Source organism: Lysobacter defluvii IMMIB APB-9 = DSM 18482 (assembly GCF_000423325.1).
Taxonomy (GTDB): Bacteria; Pseudomonadota; Gammaproteobacteria; order Xanthomonadales; family Xanthomonadaceae; genus Novilysobacter; species Novilysobacter defluvii.
This window is the reverse complement of the sequence record NZ_AUHT01000004.1, coordinates 259259-273166: the sequence shown is the minus strand read 5'-3', so window position 1 is coordinate 273166 and position 13908 is coordinate 259259. Positions and strand designations below refer to the sequence as shown.

The following is a 13908-nucleotide window of genomic DNA, read 5'->3' as shown; positions in this document are numbered from 1 at the left end:
CGCAGTCAGTCCAGGAAGCGCCCGGCGATCCGCAACGCCAGCGGGTATGGCTGCGGGTGGTTGCGGTTGGTCAGCACCACGACGGTCAGCTGCCGCTCCGGCCAGCGCACCAGCACGTTGCGGAACCCCATGGTCTCGCCGGAATGCCACAGCCGGTCGCCGGTGATGCGCCAGCCGAAGCCGTACTGCACGTCCGGGTCGTCGGTCGGCGTGGCCGGAGTGACGGCCAGGGTCCGCAGCCGATCCGGCAGCAACCGGTCGTCGTACAGCGCGGCGTCCCAGCGGGCCAGGTCGTCGATGGAGGAGTACACCCCGCCATCGCCCAGCACCGCGCTGGTGGAGCTCTGGTCGGTACGCACCCAGCCCCCGTCCACGAGGGTGTGGCCGTACGCCCGCTCCCGCACGGCCGGGCCCTCGCGGGTGTAGGCCAGCGTGCCCTCCATCCCCAGCGGCTCGAAGATCCGCGCCTGCAGGAAATCCGGGTAGTCCATCCCGGAGGCGCGCTCGACCAGCAGGGCCAGCAGCGCGTAGCCGCTGTTGCTGTAGCGGTAGTCGCTGCCCGGCGGGAAGTAGGCACGGTCCACGCCAGCGAGGATCGCCAGCACGTCGGCGTCGCGGAGCTGCTCCGGCGGGTCGGGCTCCATCACCTCCTCGTAGTCCACCAGCCCGGAGGTGTGGGTGAGCAGGTGTCGCACCGTGACCCCGTCGGCGATCGGGGGAAGCTCGGGCAGCCACTGCCGCACCGGGCCGTCCAGGTCCACCACGCCGTCGTCGACCAGCAGCAGGACCGCGGCGGCGGTGAACTGCTTGCTGACCGAGGCCAGCCGGTAGTTGGTGGCCGGGGTGGCGGCGATGCCGGCATCCACGTCGGCCAGGCCGTAGCTGCGGCGCACCACCGGCTCGCCCTCGTGCAACACCAGCACCGAGGCGCCGGGGACCTCGCCGGTGTAGTCGGCCATCAGGGCGTCGATTGCGTCCAGGTCGGGGCCCGCGGCCTCCGTCGCCTCCACGGCCGGCGCCGTGGGCAGCGAGGCGCAGCCCGCCAGCAGGATCGAAAGCACCATCGTTGCAGCGCGCATCAACGCCCCCCGACCGGGCACTCCCCGGTCCGCGTGAACTCCAGGTCCTCGTAGTCATAGCTGAAGTCGGCGTCCGGATCGACCTTCGCCATACGCAGCACCGGGCCCTCGCTGCCCTGCTCCAGCCGCAGCCAGGCCTCGGCGTCCACGCTGTCGGCGTGCCAGTCGACCAGGCGCCCCAGGCGGGTGTCCATCACCACCCCGGACAGGCGCGGGGAGCGTGCCGACGCGAACTCGACGCGGCCCCCGGCCTCGCAGACGGTCACTTCGCCGAACCAGGGATCCCGCCAGGTGCCCAGCCACCCGGCCATGTCCGCCGCGGTGGCCGGCTCGCGCACGGACACGTCGGGCGCACGGCCGCTGGCGGTGCGATCGGCCGCGGATGCGGCCAGGGCATCGGCGTAGTGCATCGCGTCGCGGTCGCCCCCCTCGCCCAGCAGGTACTCGACCAGCACCTGGTCCAGGACGGTGCGCGCTGCATCGCCGCTGCCGTTGATCATCACCATGAAGCCGGAGTCGCGGTCGGGCAGCAGGTGCAGCACCGAGTACATGCCGCCCACGGTGCCGGTGTGGGACACGCTCCACTGGCCATGGACGTCGGCCAGGCGCCAGCCGTAGCCGTACGCACGCAGGCGGGTGCGGCTCCAGTCGTGCTGGCGGGCGGGGACCGGCAGCGGGGTGTGCGCGGTCCACATCGCCTTCCGCTGCTGCGCGGAGAGCCAGTCCGGCGCCCGATCCGGGTCCAGCCAGGCCCGTGCCCACGCGAGCATGTCCTCCAGGCCGCAGCGGATGCCGCCCGCGGCCGCGGAGGTGATCTCCGGCACCCTTGGCGGGTCCAGCGCGTACGCCACGTGGACGCCGTCCAGGCGCATGTGCGGCTGGGCGATGTCGCCGACCGCGTCGCGGTCGAAGGCGCCCACCTGGCAGCGCTCCAGCCCCAGCGGCTCGAACACCTCGCGGCGGACCAGTTCCTCGTAGCTGGCGCCCCCCGCGGCCGCGGCCACCTCGCCGGCGACCACGTAGAGCAGGTTGTCGTAGGCGTACCCGGAACGGAAGCTGCGCTCGGGCTTCAGGTGCGCCAGCCCGTTGATGATGTCCTCGCGGGTGAAGTCGTTCGGCCCCGGCCACAGCATCAGGTCGCCGGCGCCCTGCGGCAGGCCGCTGTTGTGGATCAGCAGGTCGCGCACCTGCATGTTCTCCGTCACCCACGGGTCATGCATGCGGAACTGCGGAAGGTGCCGGATGACGGGATCGTCCCAGGCGAGCCTGCCGGCATCCACCAGCCGCGCCAGCACGGCGGCGGTCATCGCCTTGCTGTTGGAAGCGATCTTGAACAGGCTGCGCGGGGTGACCGGATCGCCGGAGCCGAGTACCAGCTCGCCGGAGGTGTGCACCAGGGTGGCCTCGCCGTCCTCGACCAGGCCGACCGCGATCCCGGGCAGGTCGTAGCGTTCGACGACCGCGTCGACCTGCTCGCGCACCCAGGCGTGGTCGCGCCCGGGTGCGGACGCGACCGCCGGCTCCGCCGCGCTGGCGGCGGGTGCCTGCCCGATGGCGGCGGCGAGCGCGAGGCCGAACACCGCACCGGGCGCAAGGCCGCTGCGCCGGGGCCTCATCGGGTGACCCCGCCCGCGCGGGCGAGGACCTCGTCCCACACGCGCAGGAAGTTGCCGCTCCAGAGCTTCTCGATCTGCGCGTCGGTGAAACCGCGCTCGCGCAGCGCTGCGGTCACGTTCGGCGTCTGCGAGGCGTCCTCCCAGCCGATGATCCCGCCACCCCCGTCGAAGTCGGAAGCCAGGCCGACGTGGTCGATCCCGGCCACGCGGACGACGTGCTCGACATGGTCCATGTAGTCGTCCATGTCCGCGGGCGGATGCTCCACCTCGATCCGGGCAAGGCCCTCCTGGAAGGCGGGATGGTCCTCGTGCAACCGGTAGTCGAACTCCGGGTCCCCGGCCAGCCGGGCGACCTCCTGCTTCAGCGCCTCCTCGGCGGCCTCGCGGCCCGGGTTGGCGCGCAGGAAGTGCGTGTAGGCCACCACCTGCACCACCCCGCCGGTGGCGGCGACCGCGCGCAGCAGCTCGTCGTTGAGGTTGCGCGGGTGCGGCACCAGGGCGTGCGCGGAGGAATGGCTGGCGATCACCGGCGCCCGCGACCACTCGACCACGTCGCGGACGCACTGGTCGGAGGCGTGCGAGATGTCGACCATCATCCCGAGCTGGTTGGCCCGCAGGACCACCGAGCGCCCGAATCCGGTCAGTCCGGCGCCCGGGGGCGCCTCACCGGTCGCCTCGTGCGGCGAGGAGCTCGTGCACAGCGCGTTGTGCCCCACGTGGGTCAGCCCCAGATAGCGCACGCCGCGCTCCCAGGCGCGGTCCACCGCGTCCAGGCTGCGGCCCAGTGAATAGCCGTTCTCGATGCCGATCATCGCCGACAGCACGCCGTCGGCGTGGTTGCGCCGGACCTCCGCCGGGGAGCCGGCGAAGCGGATCCGCTCCGGGTACCGCGCCAGCAGCGCCTCGATTCCCGCGTAGCGGCCCTCCGCGGTGGCGATCGCCTCCGCGTAGCCTTCTGGCGTGAGCGGCCCCTGTTCGACGTAGATGATGAAGAACGCGGCATCCAGCCCGCCCCGCTCCATCTTGCCCAGGTCCACCCTGAGTTCGGTGTCGGTGCCGGCGTCGTAGCGCGCCTCCTGCATGTAGGTGCGCGGGATGTCGACGTGCGAGTCGAGCGTGAGCGGCTCGGCCGCCCAGCCGGCCACCGGCAGTGCGAGCGCAAGCGCGATGGCGAGTGTCCTGGTCATTGTGTTCCCCGATTCATGGCCCCGGGCCATTGAAGCAGAACCCGCGACCCGGCAGTAGGCGGCAACGCACCGACGGGCCGGACAGGCCACAATGGGCATGCACCGCCCCTGGAGACCCGATGATGCGTTCGACCCTGCTCGCCCTTTTCCTGGCAGCCGCCCTGCTGCCCGGCGCCCGCGGCCTGGCCGCCGATGCACCGCAACCGGCGATGGTGGTGCTGCCCGAGCTGGGCGTCACCCGGGCGCAGCTGGATCCCGGCTACTGGACCGCGCAGCTGCCGGAGGGCGCGGGCGAACTCGCGGCGCGCGAGGACATCGAGGCACAGAACGCGCGCCTGTTCGAGCTGGACCGCTCCATGTACCGCCTCGACCAGCTGGGAGACTCCGTGGAGGGGGACCAGGTGCGTGGCTGGGTCGAGCGGCTGGCCTCCTTCCCGCCCGCGGTCGAGCGCTGGGACGTGCACGGCGATCCGGTCCCGCAGGCGACCTTCGATGCGCTGCGGACGGAGCTGGCGCTCGATGCCATCGCGGACACGGTCCCGGTGCGGTTCGGCCTGGTGGTCGAGCGCGCCGACCTGCGCGCCATGCCCACGGCGGAGCGGATGTTCAGCCGGCCCGGCGACACGGACATCGACCGCCTGCAGGAGAGCGCACTGTTCCCGGGCACGCCCGTCGCGGTCGTGCACGCCAGTGCCAGCGGCGACTGGCTGTTCGTGGTGAGCCCACGCTACGCGGCGTGGATCGGGGCCGACGCCGTGGCGACCGGTCCGCGCGGGGAGGTCCTCGGCTACGCCGATGCACGCCCGTACCGGATCATCACCGGCGGCGTGGAGCACACCGTGTTCACCCGCGAGGAGCCGCGCGTGTCGGGGCTGCAGCTGGACATGGGCATCCGCCTGCCGCTGGCCGGCGACCTGCCCGCGGGGCCGGTCAACGGGCAGGCGGCCTACACCGCCCACGTGCTCCGCATGCCCGTGCGCGAGGAGGACGGCAGCCTGGCCTTCTCCCCGGCCCTGCTGCCGCTGCGCGCCGACAGCAGCCCGGACTACCTGCCCCTGACCGCCGCCAACATCATCGGCCAGTCCTTCAAGTTCCTCGGCGAGCGCTACGGCTGGGGTCACGCCTACGGCACCCGCGACTGCAGCGGCTTCGTATCCGAGGTCTACCGCAGCATGGGGCTGCAGCTGCCGCGCAACACCAGCGCCCAGGCGGTCAGCCCGGCGCTCTCGCACTGGCGCTTCGGGAAGGAGCACGGCCGTGCCGAGCGGATGGCCGCGGTCGAGCGGCTGCAGGTGGGCGACCTGGTGTACATCCCGGGCCACGTGCTGATGGTGATCGGCGAGGTGGACGGCGAGCCGTGGGTGATCCACGACATCCACGGCGGCGGCTACGTGGACGACGCCGGCGAACACCACTCGCTGATGCTCAACGGCGTGTCGGTCACCCCGCTGGCCCTGATGTCGGATGCGGAGACGGACTACATCGACCGGATGACCAGCATCGTCCGGCCGGGCGGGAGCCTGGGCGAGCGGCCGTGAACTTATTGCCAGCCCCCGGGCCCTGTGCTCCAATCGATTGAATCACCGTGTGGATGCGTACGGTCCTACGCCGGCACCGCAAGGCCATGATCCAGAAGGGGAAAAGAACATGAGCATTGACCGTCCCTGGCTTGCCCAGTACCCGGCCGGCGTGCCGGAGCAGATCGACGTCGACGAGTTTTCCTCGGTGGTGGCGGTGCTCGAGACCGCCATCTCGCAGTACCGCGACCGCCCGGCGTTCTCCAGCTTCGGCAAGGTCCTGACCTACGGCGACATCGACGAGCTCAGCCGGCAGTTCGCCGCCTACCTGCTGTGCGAGCTCAAGCTCAAGCGTGGTGATCGCGTCGCGATCATGATGCCGAACTGCCTGCAGAACCCGGTGGCGATCTTCGGCACGCTGCGCGCCGGCCTGACGGTGGTCAACACCAACCCGATGTACACCGCGCGCGAGCTGCGCCACCAGCTGGTCGACTCGGGCGCGAAGGTGCTGGTGGTGGTCGACAACTTCGGCCACACCGCCGAGAAGGTCCTGGCCGACACCCAGGTCGAGAAGGTCATCACCACCGGGCTGGGCGACATGCTCCCGCCGGTCAAGGGCGCGATCATCAACTTCGTGCTGCGGCACGTGAAGAAGATGGTGCCGGACTACCGCATCGGTGGCTCGATCCGCTTCCGCGACGCACTCAAGGCCGGTGCAGCGCACGAGATGCCGCAGGTCGGCATCAGCCACGAGGACATCGCCTTCCTGCAATACACCGGCGGCACCACCGGCGTGGCCAAGGGCGCCATGCTCAGCCACCGCAACATGGTCGCCAACATGCAGCAGGCCTCGGCCTGGGTGTCGGCCAACCTGCAGCCGGGCAAGGAGGTGATCATCACCGCCCTGCCGCTGTACCACATCTTCGCGCTGACGGCGAACTGCCTGGTCTTCATGAAGTTCGGCGGCCTCAACCACCTGATCACCAACCCGCGCGACATGCCGGGCTTCGTCAAGGAGCTCAACGGCGTGCGCTTCACCGCTATCACCGGGGTGAACACCCTGTTCAACGGGCTGCTCAACACCCCCGGCTTCGAGGACCTGGACTTCTCCGGCCTGCGGCTGACCCTCGGCGGCGGCATGGCGGTGCAGCGCTCCGTGGCCGAACGCTGGAAGAAGGTCACCGGCTGCACGCTGGTGGAGGCCTACGGCCTGACGGAGACCGCGCCTGCCGCCTGCATCAACCCCATCGACCTGGCCGAGTACAACGGCTCGATCGGCCTGCCGATCCCCTCGACCGATGCCGCGATCCGCGACGAGGCCGGCACCTTCGTCGCCCCGGGCGAGGTCGGCGAGCTGTGCATCCGCGGCCCGCAGGTGATGGAGGGCTACTGGCAGCGCCCGCAGGAGACCGCCGAGGTGCTGGACGCCGGCGGCTGGCTGCGCACCGGCGACATGGCGAAGATGGACGAGAAGGGCTTCTTCTACATCGTCGACCGCAAGAAGGACATGATCCTGGTGTCCGGCTTCAACGTGTACCCGAACGAGGTCGAGGACGTGATCGCCTCGATGCCGGGCGTGCTCGAGGTCGCCGCGATCGGCGCTCCCGACGAGGCCTCCGGCGAGGTGGTCAAGCTGGTGGTGGTGCGGAAGGACGCCGACCTGACCGCCGAGCAGATCAAGGCCTACGCCCGGGAGAACCTGACCGGCTACAAGCGGCCCAAGATCATCGAGTTCCGCGACGAGCTGCCCAAGACCAACGTGGGCAAGATCCTGCGCCGCGAACTGCGGGACGAGCCTGCGAAAGCCTGAGTGCGGACAGTAAGTCCCAGACCGGCGTGCGCGACGCGGAGCATCGCGCACGGGTAGCGATGGGCCGGCCGCGTGTGCGACCGGCCCGTACGCTGTCAGGGCGCGTCCAATCCGCCGTCGCCCTCCCGTCCCGGGCCCTCCGAAAGCGAGGCCGACAGGGTGAACACGCCACCATTGCGTCCGTAGGATCCGGCGTGCAGCGTGTACTCGCCCGGCGCAAGCACGGTGCTGATCCGCGCGTTGAGTGCATTGCCCGAGTCGTCGTCCTCGAGCCGTACCCCCTCGCCCTCCAGCACCAGCACGGAGTCGATTTCCCCGCTGTCCATGGTGATCACGGCACTTGCCGGGGAGGGAACCAGTAGCCGGTACTCCACCGGAACGCCCTGGTGGAGGGCAGTGACCGGGGTGCCCGGCACCAGCGTCCCCGCCGTGGCCACCTCAACGCCACGGGGGAGTTCACGGCTGGAGACCCGCAACCGGTATTCACCGCCCATCCGGCCCATGAACCCGTCGGTCGTGAGTTTGTACGTCCCCGGGACCAATGCCGCCGTGATCATCGAATCGGTGCCGCCCGCGGAGTCATCGCTGGACAGCGAGACCCCGCCACCTTCGAGGCTCAGCGTGGTATCGAAGGCCTCCGAGTCCATCCGGATGGCGTACACGCCTTCGCGTTCGATGTGCAGCGGGATGGATCGCGAAGAGTCGGCCCAGTCGACGAGCGACTCGCCTGCGCGGATTTCGCCACCGTCGTACACCTGCTGCGCGCCGGCCTCCAGGGTGAAGGGCCCGAAAGAGGAGGCTTCCCGGCCGCTGACCGAGATCACGTACTGCCCGTCGCGTGGCGCACGGACCACGAGGTCCGCACTCCCTCGTGCGGTGGGGCCGGCCAGCAACTCGCCCTCAAGGAAGAAGGAGAGTGACGCGCTGAGCGGGCCCGTGGTGGCGAACCGCACTGCCTGCCCCTCGGCCAGGGTAATCGAGTAACGCTCACTGCGGGTGCCGTCACTCCAATTGAGGTGGTCGGAGCTGGTGATCTCCCCGCGTATCGGCTGTCCCAGGGACAGCGTCTTGAACTCCCCTGCGTCCTGCGCGCACGCGTTGCCGCCCACCACCATGCCCACGCCAAGCGCGAGCGCCACTCCCTTCCTACGCATGGTTTCCCCCTGTTGGCCGACCACCATGGCCGGGCACCGGGAGATTATCCCGCGGTCGGTCGCATGTAGGGAAACAGCAGCACGTCCCGGATCGACGACGAGCCGGTCAGCATCATCACCAGCCGGTCGATGCCCACGCCCAGTCCGCCGGTGGGCGGAAGCCCGACCTCGAGCGCGCGGATGTAGTCGGCGTCGAAGTGCATGGCCTCGTCGTCGCCGCCCTCCTTGGCCTCGACCTGTGCCCGGAATCGGGCGGCCTGCTCCTCGGGGTCGTTGAGTTCGGAGAAGCCGTTGGCCATCTCCTTGCCGCCGATGAACAGCTCGAAGCGGTCGGTGATCTCCGGATCGGCGTCGCTGGAGCGCGACAGCGGGCTGACTTCGGCGGGATGCCCGGTGATGAAGGTGGGCTGCACCAGCGTGTGCTCGACGGTCTTTTCGAACACCTCCAGCAGCAGCGCACCCCAGCCCAGGCCTTCCCGGACCGGGATGCCCAGCCTGCGGCAATGCGCGCGCATCCGCTCCAGGTCGCGCAGGTCGGAGGCATCGATCTCCGGGTTGTGCTCCAGCACGGCGTCGGTCATGGACCAGCGGCGGAACGCCGGCGCCAGGTCGATGCGCTCGCCGTCCCACTCCACCTCCGTCGTGCCCAGCACCTGCATCGCCACGTCGCGGATCATGGACTCGGTGAGGTCCATGATCTCGTCGTAGGACACGTAGGCCTCGTAGAGCTCGAGCATGGTGAACTCGGGGTTGTGCCGGGTGGACACGCCCTCGTTGCGGAAGTTGCGGTTGATCTCGTAGACCCGCTCCAGCCCGCCGACCACCAGCCGCTTGAGGTAGAGCTCCGGGGCGACGCGCAGGTACAGCTCCAGGTCGAGCGCGTTGTGGTGGGTCTCGAAGGGCTTGGCCGTGGCGCCGCCGGGGATGTAATGCATCATCGGCGTCTCGACCTCGAGGAAGTCGCGACTGTCCAGCCAGGCCCGCATCGCGCGCACGATGCGGCTGCGCTTGACGAACACCTCGCGCGCCTCCGGGTTGACGATCAGGTCGACGTAGCGCTGCCGGTAGCGCTGCTCCACGTCGGCCAGCCCGTGGAACTTGTCCGGCAGCGGGCGCAGGGACTTGGTCAGCAGGCGCAGCTCGCCCACCCGCACCGACAGCTCGCCGGTGCGGGTGCGGGTCAGCACGCCGCGCGCGCCGACGATGTCGCCCACATCCCAGCCCTTGAAGGCGGTGTAGATCTCGCCCAGCGCGCCGGCCTGCAGGAACAGCTGGATGCGCCCGGACTGGTCCTGGACCTGCACGAAGCTGGCCTTGCCCATCACCCGCTTGAGCATGATCCGCCCGGCGATGCTGACCTCGCGCGGCTCCGCCTCCAACGCCTCGGCGGTCCACTGCGCCGCGTCCGCGTACTGGTCCTGCAGGGCGCCCGCCAGGTCGACGCGGCGGAAGTCGTTCGGGAACGCGATGCCCTGCCCGCGCAGCTCGCCCAGTTTCGCCCGCCGCTCGGCGATGAGCCGGCTCTCGTCGGGCTTCTTCTCGTCCTGGGGCGTCGGGGTCTGGTCGGTCATGTCGGGATCGCCATGGGGCGGCGCGGGGCCGCGGTTAATCGGGATGGGTGCAGGGTTCCCGCGGGCGGCCGGCATGGCGGCCCGCGGGAATGGGTCAGCTTGCGTCCGCGCGCTTGGCGCCGACCTGCAGGCCGGCCTTGAGGCTGGCGGACACGAACTCGTCGAGATCGCCATCGAGCACGTTCTGCGTGTCGGAACGCTCGATGCCGGTGCGCAGGTCCTTGATCCGGCTCTGGTCGAGCACGTAGTTGCGGATCTGGTTGCCCCAGCCGATGTCGGACTTGCCGGCCTCGACCGCGCTCTTCTCGGCGTTGCGCTTCTGCAGCTCCAGCTCGTAGAGCTTGGCGGCGAGCATCTTCATCGCACGGTCGCGGTTGGCGTGCTGGCTGCGCTCGGTCTGGCACGCGGCGACGATCCCGGTGGGCACGTGGGTGATGCGCACCGCGGACTCGGTCTTGTTGACGTGCTGGCCGCCGGCGCCGGAGGAGCGGTACACGTCGGTCTTCAGGTCCGCCGGGTTGATCTGGATGTCGATGTCGTCGTCGACCTCCGGGCTGACGAACACCGAGGTGAAGCTGGTATGGCGCCGGTTGTCGGAGTCGAACGGCGACTTGCGCACCAGCCGGTGCACGCCGGTCTCGGTCTTCAGCCAGCCGTAGGCGAAATCGCCCTCGACCCGGAACGTCGCGGACTTCACGCCGGCCACCTCGCCGCCGGAGACCTCCATCAGCTCGGCCTTCCACCCGCGCGACTCGGCCCAGCGCAGGTACATGCGCAGCAGCATCTCCGCCCAGTCCTGGGCCTCGGTCCCACCGGCACCGGCCTGGATGTCGACGAAGGCCGCCGCGTCGTCCATCTCGCCGGAGAACATGCGCTGGAACTCAAGCTCCTCGACCTGCCGTTCGCAGCCGGCGACGTCCTCGGCCACCGCGCGGGCGGTGTCCTCGTCGTCCTCCATCTCGGCCAGCTCGAGCAACTCGCCGGCGCCTCCGAGGCTGTCGGTCAGCGCACGGATGCCATTGACCACCTTGTCCAGCGAGGACCGCTCGCGTCCGAGGGCCTGGGCGCGCTCGGGGTTGTCCCACACGTCGGGGCTTTCCAGCTCCCGCTCTACTTCCTCCAGGCGTTCGCGCTTGGAGTCGTAGTCAAAGATACCCCCTCAGCGCTTCCAGCCGGCCCTGCAGGTCGGCGATGCGCTGGCGGACGGGATTGAGTTCGATCATGTCCGTGGTTCGTGGCTGGAAAAATGACCGGCCATTCTAGCAGCGTGGCCCGGCGCGGCGGGTGGCCCGCGGGGTCTGCTCAGGCGGGCTCGCGGTGCACGACCACCAGCTGGATCGCCTCGCCGCCGCGGTAGTCGTCGGGCTCAAGCCGGTAGGCGATGCGAACCCGCGGCGGCGGCTCGCGCCCGTCCCATCCTCCGAAGTGGATCGCCGGCACGCGTGCCCTGCCCGCGGCGAGCTCCAGGCGCACGTGCCGCTCGCCGACCTGGCGCCACCCCAGCACCTCGAACTCCCCGTCGAACTGCGGCTCCGGGAAGCCCTGCCCCCACGGCCCACCGTCGCGCAGCGCCAGCGCGCTGGCGTGGCAGAGCTCGTCGGACGACAGCTCGCCGTCGCTCATCAGCTCGGCCTGCAGGATCGCCGGGTCGACCAGTTCCTCGACGCAGGCTCGGAACGCGTCGCGGAAGGCCTCCAGATGCGTGCCGGGCAGCGACAGCCCCGCCGCCATCGCATGGCCGCCGAAGCGCCCGAGCAGCCCCGGATTGCGTGCGTCCACGGTGGCCAGCACGTCGCGGATGTGGAGGCCGGGGATCGAGCGTGCCGACCCGCGCAGTTCGTTGCCGCCCGGCGCGGCCGGGGCGAAGGCGACGACGGGCCGGTGCAGGCGGTCCTTCATCTTCGAGGCGACCAGCCCGACCACGCCGGCGTGCCAGGACGCATCGAAGAAGCAGGCCGCGACCGGCGGTGGCCCCTCCAGCCGCAGGGTGGACAATGCCGCCTCGGCCTGGTCGGTCATGACCTGCTGCATCGCGCGGCGCTCGCGGTTGATGCGGTCCAGCCCCGAGGCCAGCTCCCGCGCATGCCGGAGGTCGTCGCTCAGCAGGCACTCGATGCCCAGCGCCATGTCCTCCAGCCGCCCCGCCGCGTTGAGGCGCGGGGCGATCGCGAACCCGATGTCGGCCGCGGTGAGCCGGTGCAGCTCGCGCCCGGCGGCCTCCGCCAGCGCCACCAGGCCGGGGTTGCCCGAGCCGCTGCGCAGCCGGCGCAGCCCGGCGGCGACCAGCGCCCGGTTGTTCACATCCAGCGGCACCAGGTCGGCGACGGTGCCCACCGCCACCAGGTCCAGGAGTTGGCCCAGGTCTGGTTCGGGCTCGGACAGGCGCCCCGCCTCGCGCAGGTGCCGGCGCAGCGCGAGCAGCACGTAGAACATCACACCGACCCCCGCCAGGGACTTGCCGGGGAAACTGCAGCCGGGCTGGTTCGGGTTCACGATGACGTCCGCCGCGGGCAGCGTCGGCCCGGGCAGGTGGTGGTCGGTCACCAGCACCTGCCAGCCCCGTTCCCGTGCCGCGGCGACACCGGCATGGCAGGCGATCCCGTGGTCGACGGTGACCAGCAGGTCCGGCTCCAGCCCGGCGAGCTCGTCCACCAGCGTGGGGGAAAGGCCGTAGCCGTGGACCTGGCGGTTCGGCACCGCGTGGGAGACGCGGCGCGCACCGAGCATGCGCAGCCCGCGCACGGCGGCGGCGCAGGCCGTGGCGCCGTCACAGTCGAAGTCGCCAACCACGAGGACGTGGCGATCCTGCCCGATGGCGTCCGCCAGCAGCCGCGCCGCGGCATCGAGGCCGAGCAGCGTCGGCGGGAGCATCTGGGCCAGCCGCGGCCGCGCCTCGGACAGGCTGGCCGCCCCCCGCGCCCGGTAGATCCGGCGCAGCAGCGCGGGCATGGCCTCGGGCCAGTCGCCGCCGGTGTCCGCCGGACGGCGCCGCAACTTCACGCTGGCGTTCATTCCGTGCCTTCGGGATCGCCCGGCAGACCGGCGATGAAGGAATGCATCGGCCTGCGCCACAGCCGCAGTGCATGGCGCCGCCGCAGGTCCAGCTCCAGCCCGTCGGCAAAGGCTACCCGGACCCGGCCCACGTGCCCATGTTCCAGCGCGGACAGGACAGGCGCGAACCAGTCGCGTTCGAGCGGGGCGAGGTCGCGCGCGTGGCGGAGGTCGGCCAGCGCGCTCCCGCTGCCCGGCCAGGCCTCTGGCAGCGGTTCGGCGGCGACACCGGCGAGCGAGGCCATCGCCCGCAGCCCGTCGTCGTCGCTCAGCACCCGCGCGGCGTCGAGGGAGGCGCGTTCCGGCAGCGAGCCACCGCCCCAGAACCAAAGCGAGTTGACCGGTGCCAACCCGGCCGCCGCACGGGCGGTGTTGTGGGGATGGTTGTGCAGGACCACCTGCGCCTCCGTCAGCAGGGCGCGCCAGCGCCGGCCCTCGGGGCCCGCCGGAAGGTTGTCGAACAGGTCCTCGCCCAGGGCGTCCTCGACCGGCGCCATCGGCGGCAGCGGCGTGCCCGCCGGCAGGCGCACGTACCACCGGGTGGGCACGGGGGCGTCGATTTCCATGCCGCCGTCGGAGAACAGCGGGCGCAGGGCGTCGAGGAACTCACCCGCCTCCGCCGGTTCGAGCAGCAGCGCGTCGCCGTGGGACAGCAGGCGTACGCCATTGATGTCCGGGCGGACATGGACCGGGTCGGCGCGCAGCCACACGTGCGATCCGGCATCGCCGGCATCGCGCTGCCGGGTGGCGGCGGCCACCGGCCAGGCGCCGCCCTCGACCTCGAACAGCCGCCGGGGCAGCGCCCCTTCCGGCTGCCGGCGGTCACCCCGCGCGAACCAGCGCGAGGAACTCGCCCCGAGCCGCTGCCCTCCAAAGCGCGAGCGCGCCGGCAGCAGCAGCGTGATGGTGCCGCCCGCCATCGG

10 protein-coding genes are annotated in these 13908 nt (G+C 71.2%); 2 read left to right on the top strand and 8 right to left on the bottom strand.

Features of this window, described 5'->3' with window-relative positions:
- Positions 1–5: 5 nt before the first annotated feature.
- From G545_RS0101420 to G545_RS0101410, 3 genes are read right to left on the bottom strand one after another with little or no spacing between them, the layout of a single operon-like run.
- Positions 6–1079 (bottom strand): serine hydrolase domain-containing protein, encoded by a 1074-nt coding sequence (locus G545_RS0101420; RefSeq protein ID WP_027068833.1) that lies wholly within the window; start codon positions 1077–1079, stop codon positions 6–8.
- Positions 1079–2695, bottom strand: a complete 1617-nt coding sequence (locus G545_RS0101415) for a serine hydrolase domain-containing protein (protein WP_027068832.1) — start codon at positions 2693–2695, stop codon at positions 1079–1081. The genes G545_RS0101420 and G545_RS0101415 overlap by 1 nt, the downstream gene beginning before the upstream one ends.
- Positions 2692–3882, bottom strand: a complete 1191-nt coding sequence (locus G545_RS0101410; protein ID WP_027068831.1) for a dipeptidase — start codon at positions 3880–3882, stop codon at positions 2692–2694. Before G545_RS0101410 ends, G545_RS0101415 begins: the two co-directional genes overlap by 4 nt.
- 119 nt (positions 3883–4001) lie before the next feature.
- Between G545_RS0101410 and G545_RS0101405 the strand changes: the two genes are divergently transcribed.
- Positions 4002–5420 (top strand): C40 family peptidase, encoded by a 1419-nt coding sequence (locus tag G545_RS0101405; RefSeq protein ID WP_154656477.1) that lies wholly within the window; start codon positions 4002–4004, stop codon positions 5418–5420.
- A gap of 109 nt (positions 5421–5529) precedes the next feature.
- Positions 5530–7209, top strand: coding sequence for a long-chain fatty acid--CoA ligase (locus G545_RS0101400; RefSeq protein WP_027068829.1), 1680 nt, complete (start codon positions 5530–5532; stop codon positions 7207–7209).
- A gap of 95 nt (positions 7210–7304) precedes the next feature.
- Here G545_RS0101400 and G545_RS0101395 read toward each other — a convergent pair whose 3' ends face one another.
- The 5 genes from G545_RS0101395 to G545_RS13150 all read right to left on the bottom strand — a co-directional run bounded on the left by G545_RS0101395 (position 7305) and on the right by G545_RS13150 (position 13905).
- A complete protein-coding gene (locus G545_RS0101395; RefSeq protein WP_154656476.1) occupies positions 7305–8363 on the bottom strand; it encodes a hypothetical protein in 1059 nt (352 codons plus the stop codon).
- Between the two features lie 44 nt (positions 8364–8407).
- Positions 8408–9934 (bottom strand): lysine--tRNA ligase, encoded by a 1527-nt coding sequence (gene lysS, locus G545_RS0101390; RefSeq protein ID WP_027068827.1) that lies wholly within the window; start codon positions 9932–9934, stop codon positions 8408–8410.
- A 94-nt stretch (positions 9935–10028) separates the two neighbouring features.
- Positions 10029–11157, bottom strand: a protein-coding gene (gene prfB / locus G545_RS0101385; RefSeq protein ID WP_154656475.1) for a peptide chain release factor 2 whose coding sequence is annotated in 2 segments (ribosomal slippage) — positions 10029–11081 and positions 11083–11157 — 1128 coding nt in all. Because the reading frame shifts where the segments join, the coding sequence is not laid out codon by codon here.
- 79 nt (positions 11158–11236) lie between these two features.
- Positions 11237–12946 carry a single-stranded-DNA-specific exonuclease RecJ gene (gene recJ, locus G545_RS0101380; RefSeq protein ID WP_027068825.1) on the bottom strand — a complete coding sequence of 570 codons (1710 nt, stop codon included), beginning with the start codon at positions 12944–12946 and terminating at the stop codon, positions 11237–11239.
- Positions 12943–13905: a hypothetical protein gene (locus G545_RS13150; RefSeq protein ID WP_052347241.1), complete on the bottom strand. Its 963-nt coding sequence runs from the start codon at positions 13903–13905 to the stop codon at positions 12943–12945. Before G545_RS13150 ends, recJ begins: the two co-directional genes overlap by 4 nt.
- Positions 13906–13908: the final 3 nt, after the last annotated feature.

What these genes read in the sequence shown, in the direction of transcription:
- G545_RS0101415 (WP_027068832.1), bottom strand. Translation starts at nt 2,695, where the DNA reads ATGAGGCCCCGGCGCAGCGGCCTTGCGCCCGGTGCGGTGTTCGGCCTC.
- lysS (WP_027068827.1), bottom strand. Translation starts at nt 9,934, where the DNA reads ATGACCGACCAGACCCCGACGCCCCAGGACGAGAAGAAGCCCGACGAG.
- G545_RS0101400 (WP_027068829.1), top strand. Translation starts at nt 5,530, where the DNA reads ATGAGCATTGACCGTCCCTGGCTTGCCCAGTACCCGGCCGGCGTGCCG.
- G545_RS0101405 (WP_154656477.1), top strand. Translation starts at nt 4,002, where the DNA reads ATGATGCGTTCGACCCTGCTCGCCCTTTTCCTGGCAGCCGCCCTGCTG.
- G545_RS0101420 (WP_027068833.1), bottom strand. Translation starts at nt 1,079, where the DNA reads ATGCGCGCTGCAACGATGGTGCTTTCGATCCTGCTGGCGGGCTGCGCC.
- G545_RS13150 (WP_052347241.1), bottom strand. Translation starts at nt 13,905, where the DNA reads ATGGCGGGCGGCACCATCACGCTGCTGCTGCCGGCGCGCTCGCGCTTT.
- recJ (WP_027068825.1), bottom strand. Translation starts at nt 12,946, where the DNA reads ATGAACGCCAGCGTGAAGTTGCGGCGCCGTCCGGCGGACACCGGCGGC.
- G545_RS0101410 (WP_027068831.1), bottom strand. Translation starts at nt 3,882, where the DNA reads ATGACCAGGACACTCGCCATCGCGCTTGCGCTCGCACTGCCGGTGGCC.
- G545_RS0101395 (WP_154656476.1), bottom strand. Translation starts at nt 8,363, where the DNA reads ATGCGTAGGAAGGGAGTGGCGCTCGCGCTTGGCGTGGGCATGGTGGTG.